A 23,775-nucleotide genomic window follows, 5' to 3' on the forward strand; every position below is an offset into this window, starting at 1 on the left:
GCGCAGCGTCATACACATGCCTTGCTGCGCTCAACCGACTGTGGGAGGCGGCTTGCCGGCGATGCTTTATCGCCGGCAATGCGCCTACCACGGTTACGCCGTCAGGCAGACACTTCACGTCCTGTCCGCAGCGAAGGCTTAACGGGCGAATTAACTGTCCGAATGCCCCTGAGCCATCGCCACGATCACTTTGCGCTTGCCGGTAAACGGGGCGCGGGAGTGGGCGGTGAGCATGTTGTCGAGCATCAGCACGTCGTTTTCCAGCCACGGGAAGCTGACGGTGCACTCGTCAAGCACGCCGCGAATCTCGTCGAGCAGGGTCTCTTCGATGGCCGAGCCGTCGCCGTAATACACGTTGCGCGGCAGGTCTTCTTCGTCCACCACATCCAGCAGGGTTTCGCGCACTTCCGGCTGCAGGTTGGAGATGTGGAACAGGTGCGCCTGATTGAACCAGACAGTGTCGTGAGTAACCGGATGGCGCGACACCGCCTGGCAGATCTGCCGGGTGCGCAGTTCGCCGTCATCCTTCCATTCGCACTCAATGGCGTGGGCGCGGCAGTAGGCCTCGACCACGCGTTCATCTTCGGTGTTGAACACCTGGCTCCATTCCACGTCCAGCCCATTGCCGTAGTTGCGCACGTACATCAGCTTCTTTTCGATGAAACGGTCACGAATACGCGCCGGGATGCGACGGTAGATTTCCCGGCTGTCGGCAATGGGTGTTTCGCCGCCGGTCTGCGCAGCGATCATGCTGTAGAACCAGATCTTCATCGGCCATTCAAGGGTGTAGGCCTGCTCGTTGTGCAGCGGAATACTCTGGTGCGCCGGGTATTCGGTGGAGGTGTACACGCCTTTGGTCACGTTGCTGCGGGGCGTGGAACCGAATTCGTAATTGAGCAGCGGGTCGCCGAAGCCTGCGGCGAACTCGCGAAACGCCTCAGGACCACCCACGTCGAAACCGCGAAACAGAATGCCTCCGGCGCGATAGAGATGTTCTGCTACAAGCGGCTTGAACTCGCCCAGTGCGTCCATCAAGTCCAGACCTGGCTCGGGCGCCTGTACCAGCATTGGCAACGTACCTGCCCCCGCCAGCAACGGCCGGATATCCAAACTCAACGCATGACTCATGATGACTCTCCCTTGATGGCAAAAGCGCCTGATCCCCTGCGGCCCGACGCAACGCCAATGTCCAGATTGAACGTAACCGGCGGGCGGAAAATTAGCCGGCGTACGGCATTCACCCTCGCCCATGACCACTCTGAAACATTTCCTTTCATTTAAGCGCGAGAAAAAACTACATCTTTCGTATTCTCATTCGTCTTTAACTGAATGCAGGGTCTGTCGGTAGAACCGCGCCCGTTTTTCAGATGTTGCCCCACCGAGAGCCCATGCCTGCCCGAAGGCCGCTCCATACCGTGAATCGAGACCGTTTACCCATGTCGAAGAAATCCCGCTCGAAAATCTGGTTTCTCGTCCACAGCTGGCTGGCCCTGCCCATCTGGTTCTTTGTGCTGATCGTCTGTGTGACCGGCACCCTGGCCGTGGTCAGCAAGGAAATCATGTGGCTGGCCATGCCGGAAATACGCGACAACCCGCCTTCGGACAGCGCCGAACGGATGAATTTCGAGCAGATTCGCGCCACCATCGAACGCAACGAACCGGACCTGATCGTCGGCACGATCATGCAGCCCGACGGCGACTATTTTGCCCTGAGCGTGTTCGTGACCTACCCCGACGGCCGGTCTGTGCCAGCCTACGTCAACCCCTATACCGGGGTGATTCAGGGCCTGACGCCGTCGTTCGATTTCCGTCGTTTCACCCGCGCCCTGCACGGCTGGTGGCTGGTGCCGTTCACCAATGGCTATTCGTGGGGCTGGTATCTGGTCTCCATTCTCGGCCTGCCGCTGCTGGCGTCGCTGGTCACCGGGCTGGTGGTCTACAAGAAATTCTGGAAAGGCTTCTTCAAACCGCTGCGCTTCAGCCAGGGCCCACGAATCTTCTGGGGCGACCTGCATCGGCTCAGTGGCGTCTGGTCGATCTGGTTCATTGCTGTCATTTCCATCACCGGCACCTGGTTTCTGATTCAGGCAATCCTCGGTGACAACCAGATCAGTATCTCCAGCCGTTCGCAGGTCGCTTCGATCATTCCGCACAGCGCCGTGCCGCTGACCGCCGACGGCAGCCCTGCGCCAACCATCAGCCTGGAAAAGGCCGTGGAAATCGCCAGGGAACGCATTCCCGGGCTTGAAGCCAGCTTCATCACGCCACCGTTCAACGCCTACAGCAACCTGCAGGTCGGCGGCCGCAGCTGGTATCCGCTGATGTACCAGACCGCCGAAATCAACCCGTACAGCGGTGAAATTGCCGCCTCGCACCTGCTGTCCGACCGCAACAAGCTGGAGTTCGTGACCGAGTCGATGCGTCCACTGCACACCGGCGACTTCGGCGGCATCTGGATCAAGCTGATCTGGGCGTTCTTCGGTCTGGTGCTGAGCATGATGGTGCTCAGCGGCCTGCTGATCTGGAGCAAACGTACCGCACTGGCCACACTTAACGCCCTCAAGCGCGAGGCGAAGATGAACCCGATTTCCAACCGGCAAACCCCACGGCCGCCACTGGCGACCGGCACCCCGGAGAACAACCTGTGAGCAAGGCCGCTGTCGCGCAACCCGCTTCGTCACTGAGCCGTTTCTGGCACAAATGGCGTTTCCACATCAACGTTCTGCTGATCCTGATTCCACTGGGTTTCATGCCCAAGTACTTTGCCGATAACGCCCTGGACCGTGGCGATACGGGCCTCGGGCAACGGGAGATCGGCGAGTTCAAGGTCGGCCCGTGGAGCCTGCGTCTGGCCGAAGACCGCAACGAGGCGCCGCGCCTGTCCGGTGCGTCGGGTTACATGAAAGGCTTCAACGCTGCGCTGTGCAACGCCTGCATCGACCGGGTCAAGGCGACTTACCTGCGCATCGGCAAGCCCCGCAGTCTGCGTACCGCGGGGGTGATTTTCTTCGGCGGCGGCTATCGCATGGGCGCCTTCATGCAGATCCCGGAAACCACCCACCCCGACTCGGAACTGTGGATCACCATGGAAGGCTGGGACGGTTCCGTGCATCAGACCTCCATTCCCCTGCAACAGGCCTCGCCCACCACCGTGGCCTGGCTGAAAAAACAAGGAGCCAAACCATGAATGCCCGCTTCTCCCTGCGGCGGCTGACGGCCGCTGCGCTCTGCCTGATCGGCCTGGGCCTGAGCACCGGCGCGCTGGCGCACAACCCGATGTGCGAGTGCAAACAGATCGACAATGAACAGATCCGCTGCACCGGCGGTTTCTCCGACGGCAGCGGCGCGCCGGGCGTGACTCTGGACGTGATCGGCTATGACGAGACCATTCTGGTGCCCGGCAAACTGGGCGAGGACTCTACCGTCACCTTCAAGCGCCCCGCCTCCGAGTTCTACGTACTGTTCGATGCCGGTCCCGGCCATGTCGTGGAAATCGACCAAGCGGACATCCCGGCCCCATGAGTACGCCAACCCGACAGATCGTGCGCCCGGCCGGTGCCGGGCATGAAACCCTCTACATCCTGCTGTTATGCCTGCTGATCCTGGCGGCTGCCGCTGGCGTCGTCAGCCTGCGTGGCGAACGTCAGGACGACCCTGGCGTGGCCAGCCACCAGCTGGATGCCCGCCGCGACCTGACTGCCGCCGAACAGGGCATCTACGCGGACCTGCGCGTGACACTGGATGAGATCCGCCTGCTGACCCAGGAACAGTCAACGCAGGTGACGCCGCAACAACTGGGCGAGGAAGGTTTTGCGCCGTTCGCCGAAGACGCCAGCTCCGTGAGCCGTGGCGGCCATGCATGGCAGATGCTGGGGCAGTCCTATCTGGGCCTGAGCCAGACGCCGACCGTTGCGGGCTCGTTCCTGATGCGGGTCGACTCCTCGCCGGACGCTCAGGCGGACATCTGGATCAACCGCAAGGCCACGGCTGCACCGGCCGACCTCAGTGACAAGACCCTGATCGGCGCAGGCTGGCAGCAGGTTGTCGCGCAATTCGACGCTGGTGTCACTCGCCAGCATCAGCACTGAAATCATCAGAGAAGACCGCTCTCCCATGCCTATTTTTTTCAAACGCCGTCCCTTGCTGCGTGTTCTGCTGATCAGCCTGTGCGCCACGCTGATGACGCCGTTGAGCCACGCTGCCGATCCGGCCAAGCGCCTGCGCATTGGTATTACCCTGCACCCGTATTACAGCTACGTGGCCAATATCGTCGGCGACAAGGCCGAGGTTGTGCCGCTGATTCCGGCGGGCTTCAACCCCCACGCCTACGAGCCGCGTGCCGAGGACATCAAGCGCATCGGTTCGCTCGACGTGGTCGTGCTCAATGGCGTCGGCCATGACGACTTCGCCGACCGCATGATAGCCGCCAGCGAAACACCAGACATCAAGACCATCGAAGCCAACGCCGACGTGCCGCTGCTGGCCGCCACCGGCGTTGCCGCACGCGGTGCAGGCAAGGTGGTCAACCCGCACACCTTCCTGTCGATCAGCGCTTCCATTGCACAGGTCAACAACATCGCCCGCGAACTGGGCAAGCTAGACCCGGACAACGCCAAGACCTACACCGCCAACGCCAGGGCCTACGGCAAGCGCCTGCGGCAGATGCGCGCCGACGCCCTGGCCAAGCTGACCAAGGCACCCAACGCCGACCTGCGTGTGGCCACGGTGCATGCCGCCTACGATTACCTGCTGCGCGAGTTCGGCCTTGAGGTCACGGCAGTGGTGGAACCGGCTCACGGCATCGAACCGAGCCCGAGCCAGTTGAAGAAAACCATCGACCAATTGCGTGAGCTGGACGTAAAGGTGATCTTCTCGGAGATGGACTTCCCGTCCACCTACGTCGAGACCATCCAGCGTGAGTCCGGGGTCAAGCTGTACCCGCTGTCGCACATTTCCTATGGCGAATACAGCGCCGACAAGTACGAAAAGGAAATGGCCGGCAACCTCGATACCGTGGTCCGGGCGATTCAGGAGGCAGGCGCATGACCGTTGCGCAAAACCTTGAGATCACGCGTCAGGGACCTGGCGTTGAATTCAGCGACGTCAGCCTCACGCTGGGCCGCACCACGATTCTTGATCGCATTACCTTCAACGTGCGAGCAGGCAGCGTGCATGCGCTGGTCGGCCCCAATGGCGGTGGCAAGAGTTCGCTGATCAAGACCCTGCTTGGGCAGACACCGCACCAGGGCCAGCTCAGCCTGCAATGGCCCGGCTCGCCCGGCCTGATCGGCTACGTACCGCAGGCGCTGGAATTCGACCGCGGCCTGCCGATGACCGTCGATGACTTCATGGCCGCCATGTGCCAGCGACGCCCTGCTTTTCTGGGTCTGTCAAAGCATTACGCGGCGGCTATCGGCCAAGCACTGGAGCGGGTCGGCATGCAGGACAAGCGCAAACGTCGAATGGGTGCGCTGTCAGGTGGCGAACGCCAGCGCGTGCTGCTGGCACAGGGCTTGATTCCGGCCCCGCAGTTGCTGGTGCTGGATGAACCGATGTCGGCGCTGGATGAAGCCGGTATTCAAGTTTTCGAACGCCTGCTGGGCGACTGGCGTCGGTCCGGTATCACTGTGCTGTGGATCGAGCACGACCTGGAAGCCGTAAAACGGCTTGCCGATCAGGTGACCGGACTCAGTCGCCGGGTGTTGTTCGATGAACCTGCACAGACAGCACTGACACCGGAACGGCTGCTGACCCTGTTCTCGGCGCACCCGCGTGCGGCAGACGTCAGGAACGGGAGCGCTCTGTGATGGACTACGAGAGCTTTCGACTTTTCATTCAAGGCCTGGCGTCGTCCGGCTATTTGCCTGAGGCGCTGGCCTACGGCTTCGTGGTCAACGCTCTGCTTGCCGGGTTGCTGATCGGCCCGGTACTGGGTGGTCTGGGCACGCTGGTGGTGGTCAAGCGCTTCGCGTTCTTCTCCGAAGCGGTAGGCCATGCCGCGTTGACAGGCGTGGCCATCGGTATCCTGCTCGGCGAGCCCTACACCGGCCCCTATGGCAGCCTGTTCGGTTACTGCCTGCTGTTCGGGATCGTGCTGAACTACCTGCGCAACCGCACCGGCCTCGCGCCCGATACGCTGATCGGCGTGTTTCTGTCGGTCTCGCTGGCGCTGGGTGCAAGCCTGCTGCTGGTGCTGGCGGGCAAGATCAATGTGCACATTCTGGAGAACGTGCTGTTTGGCTCGGTGCTGACCGTCAACGGCAACGACCTGCTGGTGCTGCTGATCGTCGGTTCGCTAGTGATGGGCCTGAGCCTGCCGCTGTACAACCGCATCATGCTGGCCAGCTTCAACCCGCAACTGGCCGCCGTCCGTGGCGTGGCGGTGAAGGCGCTGGATTACCTGTTCGTGATTCTGGTGACGCTGATCACAGTGGCGGCGGTGAAGGTCATCGGCGCGATTCTGGTCGGCGCCCTGTTGGTGATTCCAGCCGCCGCTGCTCGACTGTTGAGCCAGTCGCTGAAGGGCTTCTTCTGGATCTCGGTGGCGATTGCGACCGTCAGCACCCTGTGCGGCATCCTGTTGCCCATCGTCTTCGACCTGCCTGTGCCGTCCGGCGCTGCGATCATTCTGGTGGCCGGCGTCGCTTTCGCCCTGGCCGCCATCGCTCGCGGCACTGTGCCCAGCCTCAAAGGAAATATCGGATAAATGTTCACTCTGCGACGTATGACCCTGGCGCTGGCCATGACCGGCCTGCTCTGCAATGCCGTCTCTGCATCTGATGTCACAGCGCAACCCGCCCAGCCGGTACGCGTGCTCGCCAGCCTGCCGATCACCTATGGTTTGGGGCAGATTCTGCTCAAGGACAGCGGCGTGGTGCTGGAACGTGCCGCAGCGGCCAACCTGCCCGGCTCACGCCAGACGGCCTATTTCACCGGGCGTGGTGCCGAGGCATTGCGCGGGTTGGCCGTGGAGGCGGATGCGGTGATCGGGCTGCGCTCGATCTGGGCCGATGATCCGCTGTACCCCAATGCCCGCCGCAGCAACATCCGCATCGTTGAAATCGATGCCGCACGCCCGGTGGATGGCAGCCTGCCAGGCATTGCGGTTCAGCCGGGGCAAGGTGTCGATGGCCTGAACAGTCAGCCTTGGCTGGCGAGCAACAACATGGGGCGCATGGCCGACGTGATGGCAGCAGATCTGGTCCGACTGGCGCCAGCCGCCAAGCCGAAGATCGAGAGCAACCTGGCTGCGCTCAAACAGCACCTGCTCAAGCTCAGCGCCGACAGCGAAGCGAGTCTGGCCAGCGCCGACAACCTGAGCGTGGTGAGTCTGTCGGACCGATTCGGTTACCTGATCAGTGGGTTGAATCTGGAGCTGATCGACAGTCAGGCACTGACCGACGAGCAGTGGACGCCAGAAGCGATACAGAAACTGACGTCGACTCTCAAGGACAACGATGTGGCCCTGGTGCTGGACCACCGCCAGCCCCCCGAGCCGGTCAAGACCGCGATTGCCGAGGCAGGCAGCACATTGCTGGTGCTGGGGATCGACGGCGCAGACCCGCTGGCTGAGTTGCAGCGGGATATCGAGCAGATTATCGGGGCGTTGAAGGCTGGCTGAACGCAGATAACGTGAAAGGCGGCTTGCCGGCGATAGCGTCAGTCCAGCCGATGAAGGGTGAACTGAAAAAACGCCTCGTCGGCAAGCAGCCTCCCACAAGGTCTGTGCCTATCCAGTGAGATGTGTGCCGGTCAATGGCTCACAGCGGTCTGCGCTTCCATCTTCTGGCGCAGGCTCAGCGGGCGCATGTCGGTCCAGACTTCTTCGATGTAGGCCAGGCATTCTTTCTTGAAGCCACTCTTGCCCACGGTGCGCCAGCCGTTGGGGATGGCTTTGTAGTCAGGCCAGATCGAGTACTGCTCTTCGTGGTTGACCACCACTTGAAAGACGATGTCTTCCCGGTCGAATACTGAAGTCATTGTTGCTCTCCATGAGGGTTCAGCGCCGCCGTGCCAATTCATGACGGCTATAGGGATTGAACGTATCGCTACGTCGAAAAATTAAAGCTGAGCGACCGCGGCATTCAGCGCGCGACCGAAGATGTCGGCCACTTCGTCGATCTGTTCGGCGGTGATCACCAATGGCGGCAGGAAGCGCACGACGCTGCCGTGCCGACCTCCCAGTTCCAGGATCAACCCGCGCTTGAGGCATTCGCGCTGAATCAACGGTGCCAGCCGCGCAAACACCGGCGGATGCCCCTGAGCATCACGCGCACCGGCCGGATCGACCAACTCGACACCGAGCATCAACCCGCGCCCACGAATGTCGCCCAGTTGCGGGAAATCACGCTGCAGTTCGCGCAGATGCGAAACCAGTCGTGCGCCCATCGCCGTGGCGTGCTCGCACACGTTGTGTTCCTTCAGATAACGCATCACCGCCGAACCTGCAGCCATGGCCATCTGATTGCCGCGGAAAGTCCCGGCGTGAGCGCCCGGCAGCCAGGTGTCGAGCCACTGGCGATAGACGACAACCGCCAGCGGCAGGCTGCCACCAATGGCCTTGGACATCACCACGACGTCCGGAATGATTCCGGCGTGCTCGAAGGCGAACATCTTGCCCGTGCGGGCGAAACCGCTCTGGATTTCGTCGACGATCAGCGCCACGCCAGCGTTTTCGGTGATGCGCCGCACGCCGCGCAGCCAGTCGAGATCCGCCGGAATCACCCCGCCCTCGCCCTGCACCACTTCCACAATCACCGCCGCTGGCAACTGCACACCCGCTTCAGGATCGTTGAGCAGGTTTTCCAGATAATGCAGGTTGGCTTTCACGCCCGGCGCGCCGCCCAGCCCGAACGGGCAGCGGTAATCATAGGGATACGGCAGAAACTGCACGCCTGCGCTGAGCAACGCACCCAGCGGCTTCTTTGGACCCAGGCTGCCCATCAGGCTCAGCGCGCCCTGGCTCATGCCGTGGTAGCCGCCCTGAAATGACAGCACCGTGCTGCGTCCAGTCGCCGTACGCACCAGTTTCAAGGCTGCTTCCACCGCATCAGTGCCGGTCGGTCCGCAGAACTGGATCTTCGCTTCACGAGCCAGCTCCTCGGGCAACAACCCGAACAGGTCCTGCACGAACTGATCCTTGACCGGCGTGGTGAGGTCCAGCGTGTGCAACGGCAATTCGTCGCTGATGACCTGCTGAATCGCCTCGATCACCACCGGGTGATTGTGACCCAGCGCCAGCGTGCCAGCGCCTGCCAGACAATCGATGAACCGCCGTCCTTCGACATCTTCGACATGAATGCCCCTGGCGCGCTTGAGTGCCAGCGGAATGCGCCGTGGATAGCTACGGGCGTTGGATTCCTGGCGACTCTGCCGCGCCAGCAAGGGCGACTCGTCGAACTGGTACAGCGTCTCGACCGGCGCTGAAGCAACCCGTGCCGGTTGATCATCGATAAACCTGGTAGCGACTGACATCTATGCAACCCTCAATACGCTGTTTGATGAGCGAAACCGTTTGAATGGCCTCAGTCGGCGGGGGTTGAGACCCGGGCGGCTCAGGCATTTATTCCTTCCATTGAAAACGCGCCGCAGGCCTGCGGATTTACACTCGATCACGAGTTTTTCATCCGCAAAGCCGACGGCCCGACGACAGGCCGGTCAGAGCCCTTCCAGTTCCGCCATCAGGTCGGCCAGCCGGTCGAACTTCTGCTCATCGACCTTCGGCCCGCCCAGGCTTTCCAGATGCTGCGCCAGGGCCTGCACGGTGTTGAACTCGAACATCGCCCGCAGCGGTACGTTGCGCTGAAGCTGCTTCTGAGCACGCGTGACCACCTGCGTGGCGAGCAGTGAATGCCCGCCCAGTTCGAAGAAGTTGTCGGTGATGCCAACCCGCTCGATCTTCAGCACATCGGCCCAGATCGTCGCCAGTTGCTGCTCCATTTCGCTCTGTGGCGCGACATAGTCCTGCTGTGCCTGGCTGACGTCGGGCGCAGGCAGGGCCTTGCGGTCCAGCTTGCCGTTCGAGGTCAACGGCATCTGCTCCAGCAGCACCAGGTGCGAGGGCACCATGTAGTCCGGCAGACTGGCCTTGAGCCGGGTTTTCAGATCATCACGCAAGGCGTCGGGATCCTGCACTACACCGTTGGGGACCAGGTAGGCAGCGAGGACCTTACCCAGCGGGCCGTCGATATCCAGAACCACCGATTCACGAATCGCGGCGTGTTCCTGAAGGCGGGTTTCGATCTCGCCCAGTTCGATGCGGTAGCCGCGGATCTTGACCTGATGATCGACCCGGCCGACGTACTCCAGCACGCCATCACCGCGACGCCGCGCCAGATCACCGGTGCGATACAGCCGCTCGCCCGGCGCACCGAACGGGTTGGGCACAAACACCGGCACAGTGCGCAGCGGATCGCCGACATACCCGCGTCCGACCCCTGTACCCGCCACGCAAAGCTCACCCACCGCGCCCAACGGCACAAGCTCCAGCGCTTCATCAAGCACGTACAAACGGTTGTTGTCGGTCGGCAAGCCGATGGGCAGGTACGGGCTGCGCGTGGACGCCGCATCGACCCGGAAGAACGCCACGTCGTCCGAGCATTCAGCCGGACCGTAGGCATTCACCAATCCAATGTTCGGGTAGCGCTGCAGCCACTGACTGGCCAGTTCCGGCGGCATCGCTTCGCCCGTCGGCAGCATCCAGCGCAGGCCGTCGAGCGTCGCCTGTTCTTCGGCCAACAGACCGGTGATCAGCGACGGTACGCTTTCCAGCACGCTGATGCCCTGCGCCTGCACATGCTGAAGCAGCGCCTGAGGATCGCGAGCGATGTCGTTGGGGACAATGTCGACACGTGCGCCAAACAGCGGCGCAGCGAGGAACTGCCAGACCGAGATATCGAAGCTTTGCGAAGCGGTCTGGGCAATCACGTCCGTGGCGCTGAGGTCCAGGTACGGCACCTTGCTCAACTGGTTGTTGAGCATGCCGCTCTGTTCGACCATCACGCCTTTCGGCTGCCCGGTGGAACCCGATGTGAAGATCACATAGGCCAAGTTGTCCGGGGCGCTGTAGCGTCCCGGATTGTGCTGCGCCGTTGCCTGACGCTGAACGGTTTCCCAGACCAGCAGCTGCGGACGTTTGTCTTCGGGCAGCCCCTCCAGCAACGCCCTGCCCTGCTGAACAGACTGTTCAGTACACACCAGAACCGGCGTATGGCTCTGGCCGATGATCCCGCTCAAGCGTGGATTCGGCAGCGCCGGGTCCAGCGGCAGGTAACCGGCGCCGGCCTTGAAGCTGCCGATGATCATGCCCAGCAGTTCAGGCCCGCGCTCGGCCAGCAGCGCAATCGGCAGATCAAAGCCGACACCGGCGTTGATCAAGGCATGGCCCAGTCGGTTGGCCGCGTCATTCAGTTCGGCATAGCTTGAGACATGCTCCAGACAGCTCACGGCGATGCGCTCGGGATGCTCGGCCACCTGCACCTCGAACAGCTCGGCATAGCTGCGCTCAAGCGGATAGGCGCGCGCACTCTGGTTGCAGCCGTGGAGCAGAAACTCACGTTCCGGTTCGCCGAGCAGCGCCAGTTCGGCCATGTCGCCATGGAAGCCTTCGATCAGCGCAAGCAGCAGGCGCTTGAACTCGCCGAGCATGCTCTGCACGGTCGACTCGTCGAAGTAACGCTGGTCGTAGGACAGGTGCAGGCCCAGGTCGTCGCCGGGGTAGCAGACCGCCGTCAGCGGGTAGTTGGTGTGGGTGCGGCCGGAATCGGAGGTGGCGTTCAGGCTTTGCGCGCGGTCCAGTACCGAGACTTCCACCGGCGCATTCTCGAACACGAACAGGCTGTCGAACAGCGGCAGGCCCTTGGGCAGTTCGCTGTTTTCCTGAATGGTCACCAGCGGCAGGTATTCGTACTCGCGCAATTGCATGTTGCTGTCCAGCAACTGGCTCAGCCACTGACGTACGCTGCAACGCTGGCCATCGCCCGGCATGCCGATGCGCAGCGCAATGGTGTTGATGAACAGCCCGACCGTGCGCTGCATCTGCGGCAACTCCACCGGACGGCCTGCCACGGTGACACCGAACACCACGTCGCGATCACCGCTCAGCCGCCGCAGGGTCAAGGCCCACGCGGCCTGGGCGAAGGTGTTGACGGTCAGTTGGTGCTGCTGCGCCAGTTCGCGCAGCCGCACGCCGTCCGCCACATCAAGGCGCGTGTAGCAGTCGCCGACCACCATGCCGCCGCTGTCTCCGGCGTGCTCGCGCAGGAACGGACGGTCGCTCGGAATCGGGGTCGGCCGCTCGAACCCCGCCAGGTTCTGTCGCCACCAGTCACGCGCCTGCGCCAGCCCCCGGCGTTGCAGCCAGCCGATGTAATCGCGATAGCGTGGTGCCGGGGCCAGTTGCGCGTCGCGACCGTCGCCCAGCGCGGTGTAGATGTCGAAGAAATCGTTCATCAGCAGCGAGCGGCACCACGCATCGATGAGGATGTGATGATTGCTCATCATGAACCAGTAACGTGCCTCGTCCACGCGGATCAGGCGCAGGTGGAACGGCGGTTGACGCAGCAGATTGAACCCGGCCTCGCGCTCGGACTTGAGCAGGGCCTGCAGGCGCGGCTCCTGCTGGTCACTGGTCACGTCGCGCCAGTCCAGGTAATCGATGGGCGTGCTGCCCGGTTTGTGAATGACCTGCAACATGGTTTCGCCGATGTCCCAGCAGAACGAGGCGCGCAGTGCTTCATGCCGGGCGATCACCGCCTGCCACGCCTGCGCAAACCGTTGCGGGTCCAGCGCGCTGTTGATGCGGTAGCGGTCCTGCATGTAATACAGACCGGTGCCGGGTTCCAGCAGCGTGTGCAGCAGCATCCCTTCCTGCATCGGAGTCAGCGGGTAGACGTCTTCGATCCGGGACGCCGGAACCGGCAACGCGTCCAGCTGCACCTGATCCAGTTCGGCCAGGGGGAAGTCCGAAGGCGTAAGACCGCCGCTGCCTTCGGTCAGGCAATGGGTGATCAGCGCCTGCAACTGCTTCAGGTAATCCTGTGCAAGGGCTTCGATGGCCTCGGGCTGAAAGCGCTCGGCACTGAAGGTCCAGCGCAGCACCAGTTCACCGCCATACACCTGACTGTCGATGCTCAACTCGTTGGGCAACGGCGCATGAAGATCGTGGGCCGCGCCAGCGGACTCTTCCAGCGGCCGGAACAAGGCATCGCCATCGAAGCTCTGATCGAACTGGCCCAGGTAGTTGAAGGTAATCGGGGCGACGGGCAAGGCCTGCATGGCCCTGCGGCTGCTGTCATCGGCCAGGTAGCGCAGCACACCGTAACCCAGCCCCTTGTGCGGGACCTGACGCAGTTGTTCCTTGATCGCCTTGATCGATTCGCCCGGTTCTGCGTGATCGAGGACCGGTGTCAGGCGTAACGGATAGGCACTGGTGAACCAGCCCACGGTGCGGGTCAAGTCAATGTCGTCGAACAGGGTTTCGCGGCCGTGGCCTTCGAGTTGAATCAGGGTCGAGGCCTGACCGGTCCAGCCACACACTACTAGCGCCAATGCGGTCAGCAGCAAGTCGTTGACCTGGGTCCGGTAGGCGCTCGGCGCCTGTTGCAGCAGGTGCCGGGTACTACGGGAGTCCAATCGCACGCTGAGGGTTCGGGCGTGACGATTCTGCTGACCGCCCTGCAGGGCATGGCCTGGCAACGCTGCGGTCGGACCGCTGAGCTGGCGCTGCCACCATTGAAGCTCTTCACGCAACGACTCGCTGCCAGCATAGGCCTGCAGGCGACTCGCCCAGTCCCGGAAGGCACTGGTCTTGGCCGGCAGGCGAACCGGCACCGCCTCATTGAGCTGCCGATACGCCGCCTGCACGTCATCGAGTAACACGCGCCACGACACGCCGTCCACCACCAGGTGGTGGATGACCACCAACAGGCGTTGCTGACCTTGTGGCTCATCCACCAGCACGGCACGCAACAGCGGACCGTTGTGTAGATCGAGACTGCGCTGAGCCTGCTCGAACAACTCGACGCGTTCCCCCGGATCAGTCACCTGCGCCTGAAGTACCAGCGCATCCTGCGTGTGCGAGGCACGATGCATGGCTGTCCAGCGACCGCCTTGCTCCGCAAAGCCCAGCCTGAGTGCGTCATGCTGTTCCAGCACGGCGCGCAACGCGAGTTCCAGCGTTGGAGCCTCCAATCGGGTAACAGGTTCCAGCACCAACGCCTGATTCCAGTGCTGACGCGTCGGAATCGGCGTGTCAAAGAACCAGTGCTGAACCGGCGTGAAGCCCGATTCGCCGGTCACCAGCCCCTGTTCGGCCTGGATCAATTGCTGAGTCGTTGCCACGGCTGCAAGGGTGTATACGGTCTGATGCTGAAACAGATCACGTGGTGTGAAATGAATACCGGCCTGACGTGCCCGACTGACCACCTGGATGGACAGAATCGAATCGCCGCCCAGCTCGAAGAAGTTGTCGTTGAGCCCCACCTGCGTCACATTCAGCACCGCGCACCAGATGGCGGCCAGTTGCTGCTCAAGGTCGCTGACCGGGGCCACGTACTGCAGGCGGTTGAGTTCCGGGTCCGGCGCGGGCAAGGCCCGGCGGTCAAGCTTGCCGTTGGCCGTCAGCGGCATGCTGTCCAGCAGAATCAGGTGCGCAGGCACCATGTAGTCCGGCAATTGCGCCTTGAGGTGCGACTTGAGCGATTCGCGCAGGCGGGCCTGCTGCTCGTCGCCCTGCGCCGCTACTTCACTGACCAGATAACCCGCCAGTTGCTTGCCGGAGGGCGTGTCCAGCGCCAGCACCACGGCCTCGCGTACACCTTCGTGCTCCAGCAGTCGGGTTTCGATTTCGCCCAATTCGATGCGGAAACCACGAATCTTCACCTGATGGTCGATTCGGCCCAGGTATTCGACCAGCCCATCAGCACGCTGGCGCACCAGATCGCCGGTGCGATACAGACGCCCGCCCCGCCCGGCAAATGGATCGGCCACGAAGCGCTCGGCGGTCATGCCCGGACGCTGATGATAGCCCTGCGCCAGACCCGGACCACCGATGTACAACTCGCCACTCGCGCCCTGCGGCACCAGCGCCAGATCGGCATCGAGAATGTAAGCGACCCGCGACCCGACCACACGACCGATCGGCACGCTCGCTTCACCTTCCGGCAACTGCTGCGGGGCCAGACTGGCCAGCGGCATGACCACGGTTTCGGTCGGGCCGTAGGCGTTGAAGAACAGCTCGGGCTGGAACACCGCACGTATCCGATGCAGGTGTTCACCGGTCAACGCTTCGCCACCGGTGATGCACTTGCGCACCGGCAGGGTCTGGCCCTGGGTCGCCAGCCATTGCGCCAACTGGCTGCCATAGCTGGGCGTGAAACCAAGGATATTGACCTGCTGTTCGCGGATCAGGGTGCAGATTTCTTCGGCATCCCACTGGCCCTGAGCCCGCAATACCACGCGTGCGCCAGCAAGCAGCGGCACCAGCAAACGTTCGGTAGCCGCATCGAAGTTGATCGAATAGAAGTGCAGCTCGCAGTCATCAGGCTGCATGTCGAAACGGCGAATCACCGCCTGGCAGTGCATGGCGATTTCGCCATGGGACACCACCACGCCTTTGGGCTTGCCGGTCGAGCCGGACGTGTAGATCAGGTATGCCTGATGCTGCGGCAGGCTGAGGAGCGGCAATTCGTCGTGCGGGTAGCCCTCCAGCAATGGCAGGTCATCCTCCAGACACCAGCGTGCCACGCCGTCAGGCAACTCGCCGAGTGCGGCAAACATCGCACGATCACTCAACAGCAGGCCGACACCGCTGTCTTCGATCATGTACTGCAAGCGTTCCAGCGGGTATTCCGGGTCCAGCGGCACGTAGGCGCCACCGGCCTTGAGGATCGCCAGCAGGCCGATCACCATGTGCAACGAGCGCTCCAGCGCCAGACCGACACGCACCTGCGGCCCGACACCCCGTTCGCGCAGCACCCGCGCCAGTTGGTTGGCCCGGCTATCCAGCTCGGCGTAGCTCAGCGTTTCACCGGCAAAAGTCAGGGCTGGCGCATTCGGACGCAGACGCGCCCGCTCGGCAAACAGCTCATGAATGCACTGATCCAGGCGCTGCTCGCCCGCCTCGACGCCCAGACTGTCGAGCAACTGCTGACGCTCGGCGTCCTGCAACAGCGGCAGTTCGCTGAGGCGCTGCTGCGGATCGGCGAGCAGGGCTTGCAGCAAATTGAGCCAGTGCCCGGCCATTTTGGCGATACGCGGTTCGTCGAACAGGTCGGTGCTGTAAGTCAGGCAGCAGCCCAGACGATGATCCAGTTCGGTGACTTCCAGATTGAGGTCGAACTTGGTCGCCCGTGCATCGTTGACCAGATACTCGACCGTCATGCCGGCCAGCTCACGGCTCTGCTGGAATTCCCAGCGCTGCACGTTGCACATCACCTGGAAAAGCGGGTTGTAGGCCGCGCTGCGCGGTGGTTGCAGCGCTTCGACCAGATGGTCGAACGGCAAGTCCTGATGCGACTGGCCTTCGATGACGGTGTGCCTGACCTGTTCGAACAACTGCGCCACACTCATCTGCCCGTCGAGCTGCACGCGCAGTACTTGGGTGTTGAGGAATGCGCCGATCAGGCCTTCGCTTTCCGGGCGAATCCGGTTCGCCACCGGCGCGCCGATGCGCAGGTCGGTCTGGCCGCTGTAACGGTAGAGCAGCACCGCCAGCGTGGCGGTTATGGTCATGAACAGGGTCAGGCCGTTCTGTGCGTTGAAAGCGCGTACCTTTGCCGCCAGACCGGCTTGCAGATCAAAACGGTACAACTCGCCCTGATGGCTCTGCACCGGCGGACGAGGTCGGTCGCCGGGCAACTCCAGCAACGGGTGCTCGTTGCCCAGTTGTGCCGTCCAGTAGTCCAGCTGGCGCTGGCGTTCACCCGCTTCCATCCACTGGCGCTGCCAGACGCTGTAATCCAGATACTGCACCGCCAGGGGTTCCAGCGGCGACGGCTTGCCGTCAAGGAACGCTTCGTACAGCAGCCCCAGTTCGCGCGCGAAAATGTCCATCGCCCAGCCTTCGGTGACGATGTGGTGCAGGGTCAGGACGAAGTAATGTTCCAGCTCGCCCGCCCGGACCAGACAGGCACGTAGCAGCGGTCCTGTTTCCAGATCAAACGGCTGATGCGCTTCACGGTCGGCCAGTGTCTGAAGCCGCTGCTGACGTACCTCGGCAGGCAGCGCAGAGATGTCTTCCCAGCGCATCTGCAGACCGGTCTGCTCCGAGACTTTCTGGTACGCCACGCCATCAGCGCTCGGAAAGGTAGTGCGCAGGGTTTCGTGGCGCAGGATCAGCGCTTGCAGCGCGGCGTCGAAATGCTCGATGTTCAGCACGCCGTTCAGGCGCGCCATACCGCCGACGTTGTAGGCCGGGCTGTCCGGCTCCATCTGCCAGAGGAACCACATGCGTTGCTGCGAATAGGACAGCGGCACCGACTGACCGCGGTCGACGCGGGCAATCGGCTGCAGACTGCCACGTGCGCCGGACGCCTGAATGGCCTCGACCTGCTCGGCGAAGGCACCCAGTTCGCTGGATTCGAACAGCGTGCGCAGCGGCAGGTCGATGTCACAGGCCTGACGCACCCGGGAGATGATTTGGGTTGCCAGCAAGGAGTGGCCGCCTAGCGCGAAGAAGTCATCCCGCAAGCCAACACGCGGCACACCCAGCACTTCACGCCAGATGGCTGCGATCTGTTTCTCCAGCGCCGACTGCGGCTCGACATGCTCGCGGGTCTGCCATTGCGGTTCGGGCAAGGCGCGACGGTCGAGCTTGCCGCTCGGGCTCAGGGGCATGCTGTCCAGACGCACTAATTGCGAGGGGACCATATAATCCGGCAGTTCCAGCGCCAGCGCAGACCTGATGCATTCAGCCTGTTCAGCGTCGCTTTCGCCCTCAAGCGCTGCGGTGTAATAGCCGATCAATTGCGGACCGGCAACCGTGTCGCGCATCAGCACTGCCGCCTGGCCGATACCCGGCAGAGCCAGCAGACGCGCTTCGATTTCCTGCGGCTCGACCCTGAAACCGCGCAGCTTGACCTGCTGATCGAGACGCCCCAGGTATTCCAGCGCACCATCGGACGTCCAGCGCACCCGATCGCCGGTGCGATACAGCCGCTCACCCGCCTTGCCCAGCGGATCGGCCACGAAACGCTCGGCCGTCAGCGCAGGACGACCCAGATAGCCCCGCGCCAGACCGATGCCACCCACGCACAGTTCACCCGCAACACCCTGCGGCACCTGATTCAGTTCGTTGTCCAGCACCCGGCATAGCACGTTGCCCAAGGGACGGCCGATTGGTGAGCGCTCCCCATCCGCCCGCTGACAATGCCAGTGAGTGACGTTAATCGCGGTTTCGGTCGGGCCATAGCGGTTGTGCAACTGCACGTTCGGCAATTGCTCCAGCACCCGGTTGCGCAGCTCACTCGGCAGCGCTTCACCCCCTGAGAACAGACGGCGCAGGCTGTCGCACTGCCGGGCTAGCGGTTCGTCGATGAACACCTGCAGCAACGGCGGCACGAAGTGCAGCGTGGTGACGCCGTAATCCTTGACCAATTGCGCGATGCGCTGCGGATCGCGGTGTTCGCCGGGACCGGCCAGCAGCAATCGACAACCGGTGATCAGCGGCCAGAAACACTCCCACACGGACACGTCGAAGCTGATCGGCGCTTTCTGCATCAGCACATCAGTGTCATCCAGCGCGTAGGTAGCCTGCATCCATTGCAGGCGCTCGGCCAATGCGGCATGAGTGTTGCCGACACCCTTGGGCTGCCCGGTGGAGCCTGAGGTGTAGATCACGTACGCAAGGTTATCGCCCTGCAGATGCAGACCCGGCGCACTCACCGGCCAGCTTTCCAGATTCAGTGCATCCATCGCGACCGTGCAGATACCCTCGGCACTCGGCAGATCGCCCAGCAGATGGCTCTGGGTCAACAGCAGTTCGACGCCGCTGTCGTTAAGCATGTAAGCGAGGCGCTCGGTCGGATAATCCGGGTCCAGTGGCACGTAAGCGCCACCGGCCTTGAGAATCGCCAGCAAACCGATCAGTAACTGCGGTGAGCGTTCGGCGGCGATAGCGACTTTGATATCCGGCCCCACGCCCTTGTCGCGCAGATAGTGCGCCAGACGGTTGGCCTGGGTGTGCAGGCTGGCGAAGTCGAGGCTGCCGCCCTCCCACATCAGCGCAATACGTTCAGGGGTCTCGCGAAACTGCCGATTGAGCTGTTCCGGCAACCATTGTGTCGCTGGCGCACAGGGCGCACTGCTCCACTGTCCCTGTTGAGTCTGCTCGTCATCGCCGAGCAGCTGCAGATCCCCCAACGCAATCTGTGCCTGCTGACCGACCTGAGTCAGCACCCGAACATAGTGCTGCGCCATGCGCACGATGGTGTCGCGCTCGAACAGCTCGTCGGCATAGTCGAAAGACAGCGTCAGACGCCCGTTCCGGTCTTCCTCGCTGTGCAGTTGCAGGTCGAACTTGGCTTCGCGGCTGTGCCATGGCAACTCGTCGGCGAGCAATCCCGGCAGGCGGCGCAAGGCACTCAGGTCGCGCTGTTGATGGTTGAACATGACTTGAAACAGACCGTGCTCGCGAGCCTGCGGGAAGGCCTCGACCAGTTGATCGAAAGGCACGTCCTGATGAGCCTGGGCGTCCAGCGCCGTCTGACGGGTCTGGGCCAGCAGCGCCGAGAATGGCTGGCGCGAATCGAGCTTCGCGCGCAACACCAGCGTGTTGATGAAGAAGCCGATCATGCCTTGTGTTTCGTGACGCGGGCGGTTGGCACCGGGCACTCCGATGCGAATGTCGGTGTGTCCGCTGTAGCGATGCAACAGGGTCTGGAAGCTGGACAGCAACAGCATGAACGGCGTCGATTGCCAGGCTTGCGCGGTGTTACGCAAGGCGGCGCTCAACTCGGCACTCAGACGCAGGCTGTAGCGGTCGGCGCTGTACTGCTGGCGTACCGAGCGCGGATGATCGGTGTTCAGCGCAAGCACTGGCTGTTCGTCGCCCAGTTGCTGCTTCCAGTACTCGAGCTGACGCCCGGCCTCGCCACGCGCAAGCCATTCGCGCTGCCACTGGCCGTAGTCCGCATAACGCAGTGCCAGCGGTGCCAGCTCAACCGACTGACCTTGAACAGCCGCAGCGTAAAGACGCGAGAATTCGTCGATCAGCACGTTCAGCGACCAGCCGTCGGCGATGATGTGGTGCAGTGTTACCAGCAACTGATGTTCTTCGTCGTCCAGTTGCACCAGCGTCACACGCAGCAACGGACCGTTTTGCAGGTCGAACGGTTGGCGCGCCTGCTCTTCGCGAATAGCCCGCACGCGGGTTTGGCGCTCGTCGCCAGACAGACCGCTGATGTCCAGCACCTGCAACTGAAATTCCCCGGCCGGGTCGATACGTTGCAGCGCTACGCCGTCCTGTTCGTAGAAGCGGGTACGCAACGATTCATGGCGCTCGATCAGTTGCTGAAAACTGTCGCGCAAGGCCGTGCGGTCCAGTTCGCCACGCAAGTGCAATCCGCCAGGAATGTTGTAGGCACTGCTCTGTGGGTCCAGTTGCCAGACAAACCACAGACGGTTCTGCGCCAGGGATTGCGGTAAGTGCTGGTTGCCCGGCAGGCGGGTGATGACGTTTTCGCCGGGCGCGTCGCCCTGCTGTGCAGCGAGTTGCAGCGCTTCGATCTGCGCAACAAAGGCGCCCAGGGTTGGCGCTTCGAACAGCAGCCGAAGGCTCAGGTCGATGCCTAGCATCTCACGCAGCTTCGCCACCACCTGAGTCGCGGCAATCGAGTTGCCGCCCAGCAGGAAGAAGTGGTCATCCGCGCAGATCTGCTCGCGCTGAAGTTGATCACACCAGACGTTGGCGATTTTTGCCTGCAAATCGGAGCCAGTTGATGCCGCCTGCGCGGATTGACTCGAGTCGCCTTCCGGGAACACCGCATAGCTGTCCAGGCTGCCATCGGCCAGACGCGTGCGGCAGGCAGAACGTTGCAGCTTGCCGCTGGAGGTTTTCGGCAACGCGCCAGGGTTGAGCAGTACGACGACTGTCGGCGCTTCCTGAAACGCATCGGCCACCGCCTGACGAATGGCCTTGATCAGCGCTTCCGGTGGCAGAATTTTCTGCACACTGCGACCGACTTCAGCCGCGATGCCGATGCCTTCGATCCCGGCCTGAGTCACAGCAAACGCTGCGACACGGCCTTTGCGCACCACATCGACGTCGCGCTCAATGACTTTCTCGATGTCCTGCGGATAGAGGTTCTGACCGCGCACGATCAACATGTCTTTCAAGCGGCCGGTGATATACAGCTCGCCGTGACGCTGAAAACCCAGATCGCCGGTTCGCAGCCAGGTCTTGCCGTCGTGTTCGACGAAGGTCTTCGCCGTCGCCTCAGGATTGCGCCAGTAACCATGGGCAATACTGGGACCGGTCGCCCAGACTTCACCGACGTGGTTGTCGTCCAGCACCTGTAACGTGCCCGGATCGGCGATCAATACGCCGTGCCCCGGCTGACCGGTGCCGCAACTCACCACCGGGCTGCCCTCGCCCAGCTCCACGACATTGCGCGCCAGCGCCGCTTCGTCCAGACGCAACGAAGGAATGCCGTGGCCGCGCTTGCCACCGGCCACATAAAGCGTGGCCTCGGCCAGCCCGTAGGACGCCATGAAGCTGTCGGGGGTGAAGCCGCAACTGGCGAACTTGTCGGCAAACGCATCGAGGCTGTCCTGACGGATCGGCTCGGAGCCGGAATACGCGACGCGCCAGCGACCGAGGTCCAGACGCTCCAGCGCCGACTCGCTGACACGCGCGCTGCACAGCTGGTAGGCAAAGTCCGGTCCGCCGCTGATGGTGCCGCCGTATTCGCTGATCGCCTCCAGCCAGCGCAACGGGCGCGTCAGAAAGTACGCCGGGGCCATCAGCACACAGGGCACGCCACTGAAAATCGGCTGCAACAGACCGCCGATCAGGCCCATGTCGTGGTACAGCGGCAGCCAGCTGACGATCACATCGTCAGGGTTGAGGTCGATGCCGAAGCCGTGGCGAATCAGCATTTCGTTGGCAACCAGATTGCCGTGCGTGACCTGCACGCCCTTGGGCAAGGCAGTCGAGCCGGAGGTGTACTGCAGAAAGGCGATGTCATCAGGCTGTAAAACAGGTCCTTGCCAGCCATCGGCCAGGGCACTGTCCAGCGTGTCGACACAAAGCAATTGCGGCGCATCGGCTGCCGCCAGTTCGTCCATTTGCAGCAACGCGGATTTCAGGTCGGAACCGGTCAGCAGCAGACGCGGTTGGGCGTCGGCGATGATCGACAGCAGGCGTTCCTGATGATGACGGCGATTGGATTCCGGCGGATAGGCTGGCACCGCAATGACCCCGGCATACAGACAGCCAAAGAACGCCGCCACATAGTCAGGCCCGCTGTGAAACAACAGAATCGCGCGATCTCCCGGTGCAGCCTCACGCTTCAGCGCGGCAGCAATGGTGCGTGCACGCAGGTCCAGATCACGGTAGGTCAACACCAGGCCCTGGGTGTTTTCGTCGGTGAGAAAACGCAGCGCCAGTTGGTCAGGCGTTTTCGCAGCGCGACGTTGCAGCGCCTGAGCCAGAGTGTCGGGGAGTTCGAAAGCGTCCATGATGGGTTTCCTGCTGGATTCGGCTTGCCAGAGCGGGTCTGGGTATCAAAAAAGGCGCGTCGCAGGATCAGCGACGCGTCGGGCGAGCGGGCATCAGCCGGCTGCGCGGGTCAGGTGCCGCGCAGCGCTGTTGCGCCACCGAGTCAAATGTTGTTCGGCGTAACGCCGCAGATGGCGGAGCAACTGGGCCTGCTCGTCGACCAGATAGAAGTGATGACCTTCGAACATGTCCAGGGAAAACCCCGTCGCGGCGTCTTCCTGCCAGTCGAGCAGCTCTTCGACGCTGACGCTGTCCTGCTTGCCGCCGAACACGTGAATGGGGATATGCAGCGGCTCGCGCACGCCATAGACAAAGCTGCCGCACAGCAGAAAATCTGCACGCAGGATCGGCAGCATCATCTGCATGAGTTCATCGTTGGCGATGACCTCTTCGCGGGTGCCCTTGAGCGTGCGAAGCCGGTCGATCAACTGCGCATCGGTCCTGGCCACCGCGTAATCGCTGACGTCGCGGCGCGCAGGACCTGCCGTGGCCGAAGTGAACAGCGCCAGCGGCGCAGGCAGCCCGCGAGCGCGCAGTGCATGAGCCAGCTCGAAGGCCAGCAGGCCACCCAGGCTGTGCCCGAACAGCGCATAAGGGGTGTCGAGCTCGGCTGCGATTTCGTCGGCCAGTTGACCGGCCAACGGCACCATATCCGTCTGCAACGGCTCCGCCATGCGCATGCCGCGGCCGGGCAGTTCCAGCGGGCGCACATTCAGCCAGTCCGGCAAGGTGCGCCGCCAGGGGCTGTAGAACATTGCGCTGGCGCCGGAATATGGCAGACAGAACAGTTTCAGGCCTGTGGAGCTGCTCATATCAGGACCGTCCGTCCGTTGGATCCGGTGTAAAAGCCGCGATGCGTGTGATCGAAACGCATGGTGTTCTCCTGATGTCATCCCGGCCTGCGCCATGGGCGGGCCTGTCATCATGAGAACGGACGGCGTTCGGAAATAATTAGTCGCATTCGGCCGGTCTGCACGAGCGTCGAGCGCACGGTGCGGAATCGCACCCTTAAAGTGCGCTGATGCGCTTTCGCATTTGACAATAATTATCATTAAGAC

Annotated in this window: 13 protein-coding genes; 8 read left to right on the top strand and 5 right to left on the bottom strand. The window is 62.7% G+C overall.

Going from position 1 to position 23,775, the window contains the following annotated elements; genetic code table 11:
- Positions 1-150: 150 nt before the first annotated feature.
- A complete protein-coding gene (locus JTJ32_RS18055; protein ID WP_099226504.1) occupies positions 151-1,128 on the bottom strand; it encodes a TauD/TfdA family dioxygenase in 978 nt (325 codons plus the stop codon).
- A 308-nt stretch (positions 1,129-1,436) separates the two neighbouring features.
- On the opposite strand from JTJ32_RS18055, the gene JTJ32_RS18060 reads away from it, so the two are divergent.
- The 8 genes from JTJ32_RS18060 to JTJ32_RS18095 all read left to right on the top strand — a co-directional run bounded on the left by JTJ32_RS18060 (position 1,437) and on the right by JTJ32_RS18095 (position 7,621).
- Positions 1,437-2,648: a PepSY-associated TM helix domain-containing protein gene (locus tag JTJ32_RS18060; protein ID WP_184323258.1), complete on the top strand. Its 1,212-nt coding sequence runs from the start codon at positions 1,437-1,439 to the stop codon at positions 2,646-2,648.
- On the top strand, positions 2,645-3,187 hold the full coding sequence (locus tag JTJ32_RS18065; RefSeq protein WP_099226506.1) for a PA2404 family protein: 543 nt from the start codon (positions 2,645-2,647) through the stop codon (positions 3,185-3,187). Before JTJ32_RS18060 ends, JTJ32_RS18065 begins: the two co-directional genes overlap by 4 nt.
- Positions 3,184-3,522, top strand: coding sequence for a hypothetical protein (locus tag JTJ32_RS18070; RefSeq protein WP_210042855.1), 339 nt, complete (start codon positions 3,184-3,186; stop codon positions 3,520-3,522). Before JTJ32_RS18065 ends, JTJ32_RS18070 begins: the two co-directional genes overlap by 4 nt.
- Complete coding sequence (locus tag JTJ32_RS18075; protein WP_184323257.1) at positions 3,519-4,088, top strand: DUF6162 family protein; 570 nt, start codon at positions 3,519-3,521, stop codon at positions 4,086-4,088. The genes JTJ32_RS18070 and JTJ32_RS18075 overlap by 4 nt, the downstream gene beginning before the upstream one ends.
- Before the next feature lie 91 nt (positions 4,089-4,179).
- Positions 4,180-5,046, top strand: coding sequence for a metal ABC transporter substrate-binding protein (locus JTJ32_RS18080; RefSeq protein WP_231660749.1), 867 nt, complete (start codon positions 4,180-4,182; stop codon positions 5,044-5,046).
- A complete protein-coding gene (locus JTJ32_RS18085; protein ID WP_210042857.1) occupies positions 5,043-5,807 on the top strand; it encodes a metal ABC transporter ATP-binding protein in 765 nt (254 codons plus the stop codon). The genes JTJ32_RS18080 and JTJ32_RS18085 overlap by 4 nt, the downstream gene beginning before the upstream one ends.
- Positions 5,807-6,706 carry a metal ABC transporter permease gene (locus JTJ32_RS18090; RefSeq protein ID WP_058431263.1) on the top strand — a complete coding sequence of 300 codons (900 nt, stop codon included), beginning with the start codon at positions 5,807-5,809 and terminating at the stop codon, positions 6,704-6,706. Before JTJ32_RS18085 ends, JTJ32_RS18090 begins: the two co-directional genes overlap by 1 nt.
- Positions 6,707-7,621 (top strand): metal ABC transporter substrate-binding protein, encoded by a 915-nt coding sequence (locus JTJ32_RS18095; RefSeq protein ID WP_210042859.1) that lies wholly within the window; start codon positions 6,707-6,709, stop codon positions 7,619-7,621.
- 131 nt (positions 7,622-7,752) lie between these two features.
- Here JTJ32_RS18095 and JTJ32_RS18100 read toward each other — a convergent pair whose 3' ends face one another.
- The 4 genes from JTJ32_RS18100 to JTJ32_RS18115 all read right to left on the bottom strand — a co-directional run bounded on the left by JTJ32_RS18100 (position 7,753) and on the right by JTJ32_RS18115 (position 23,529).
- Positions 7,753-7,980, bottom strand: coding sequence for an MbtH family protein (locus JTJ32_RS18100; protein WP_005770699.1), 228 nt, complete (start codon positions 7,978-7,980; stop codon positions 7,753-7,755).
- 81 nt (positions 7,981-8,061) lie between these two features.
- The gene (locus JTJ32_RS18105; RefSeq protein ID WP_184323255.1) at positions 8,062-9,474 is read right to left on the bottom strand and encodes an aspartate aminotransferase family protein; all 1,413 of its coding nucleotides are present in this window, start codon (positions 9,472-9,474) and stop codon (positions 8,062-8,064) included.
- 183 nt (positions 9,475-9,657) lie between these two features.
- A complete protein-coding gene (locus JTJ32_RS18110) occupies positions 9,658-22,677 on the bottom strand; it encodes a non-ribosomal peptide synthetase (protein ID WP_236059361.1) in 13,020 nt (4,339 codons plus the stop codon).
- A gap of 93 nt (positions 22,678-22,770) precedes the next feature.
- A complete protein-coding gene (locus tag JTJ32_RS18115; RefSeq protein WP_099226513.1) occupies positions 22,771-23,529 on the bottom strand; it encodes a thioesterase II family protein in 759 nt (252 codons plus the stop codon).
- Positions 23,530-23,775 lie beyond the last annotated feature (246 nt).

This window comes from Pseudomonas alliivorans, from assembly GCF_017826695.1.
In the GTDB taxonomy this organism is placed as follows: Bacteria; Pseudomonadota; Gammaproteobacteria; order Pseudomonadales; family Pseudomonadaceae; genus Aquipseudomonas; species Aquipseudomonas alliivorans.

Coding starts and splice junctions, on each gene's coding strand:
- JTJ32_RS18055 (WP_099226504.1), bottom strand. CDS start 1,128: ATGAGTCATGCGTTGAGTTTGGATATCCGGCCGTTGCTGGCGGGGGCA.
- JTJ32_RS18060 (WP_184323258.1), top strand. CDS start 1,437: ATGTCGAAGAAATCCCGCTCGAAAATCTGGTTTCTCGTCCACAGCTGG.
- JTJ32_RS18070 (WP_210042855.1), top strand. CDS start 3,184: ATGAATGCCCGCTTCTCCCTGCGGCGGCTGACGGCCGCTGCGCTCTGC.
- JTJ32_RS18075 (WP_184323257.1), top strand. CDS start 3,519: ATGAGTACGCCAACCCGACAGATCGTGCGCCCGGCCGGTGCCGGGCAT.
- JTJ32_RS18080 (WP_231660749.1), top strand. CDS start 4,180: ATGACGCCGTTGAGCCACGCTGCCGATCCGGCCAAGCGCCTGCGCATT.
- JTJ32_RS18085 (WP_210042857.1), top strand. CDS start 5,043: ATGACCGTTGCGCAAAACCTTGAGATCACGCGTCAGGGACCTGGCGTT.
- JTJ32_RS18090 (WP_058431263.1), top strand. CDS start 5,807: ATGGACTACGAGAGCTTTCGACTTTTCATTCAAGGCCTGGCGTCGTCC.
- JTJ32_RS18095 (WP_210042859.1), top strand. CDS start 6,707: ATGTTCACTCTGCGACGTATGACCCTGGCGCTGGCCATGACCGGCCTG.
- JTJ32_RS18100 (WP_005770699.1), bottom strand. CDS start 7,980: ATGACTTCAGTATTCGACCGGGAAGACATCGTCTTTCAAGTGGTGGTC.
- JTJ32_RS18105 (WP_184323255.1), bottom strand. CDS start 9,474: ATGTCAGTCGCTACCAGGTTTATCGATGATCAACCGGCACGGGTTGCT.
- JTJ32_RS18110 (WP_236059361.1), bottom strand. CDS start 22,677: ATGGACGCTTTCGAACTCCCCGACACTCTGGCTCAGGCGCTGCAACGT.
- JTJ32_RS18115 (WP_099226513.1), bottom strand. CDS start 23,529: ATGAGCAGCTCCACAGGCCTGAAACTGTTCTGTCTGCCATATTCCGGC.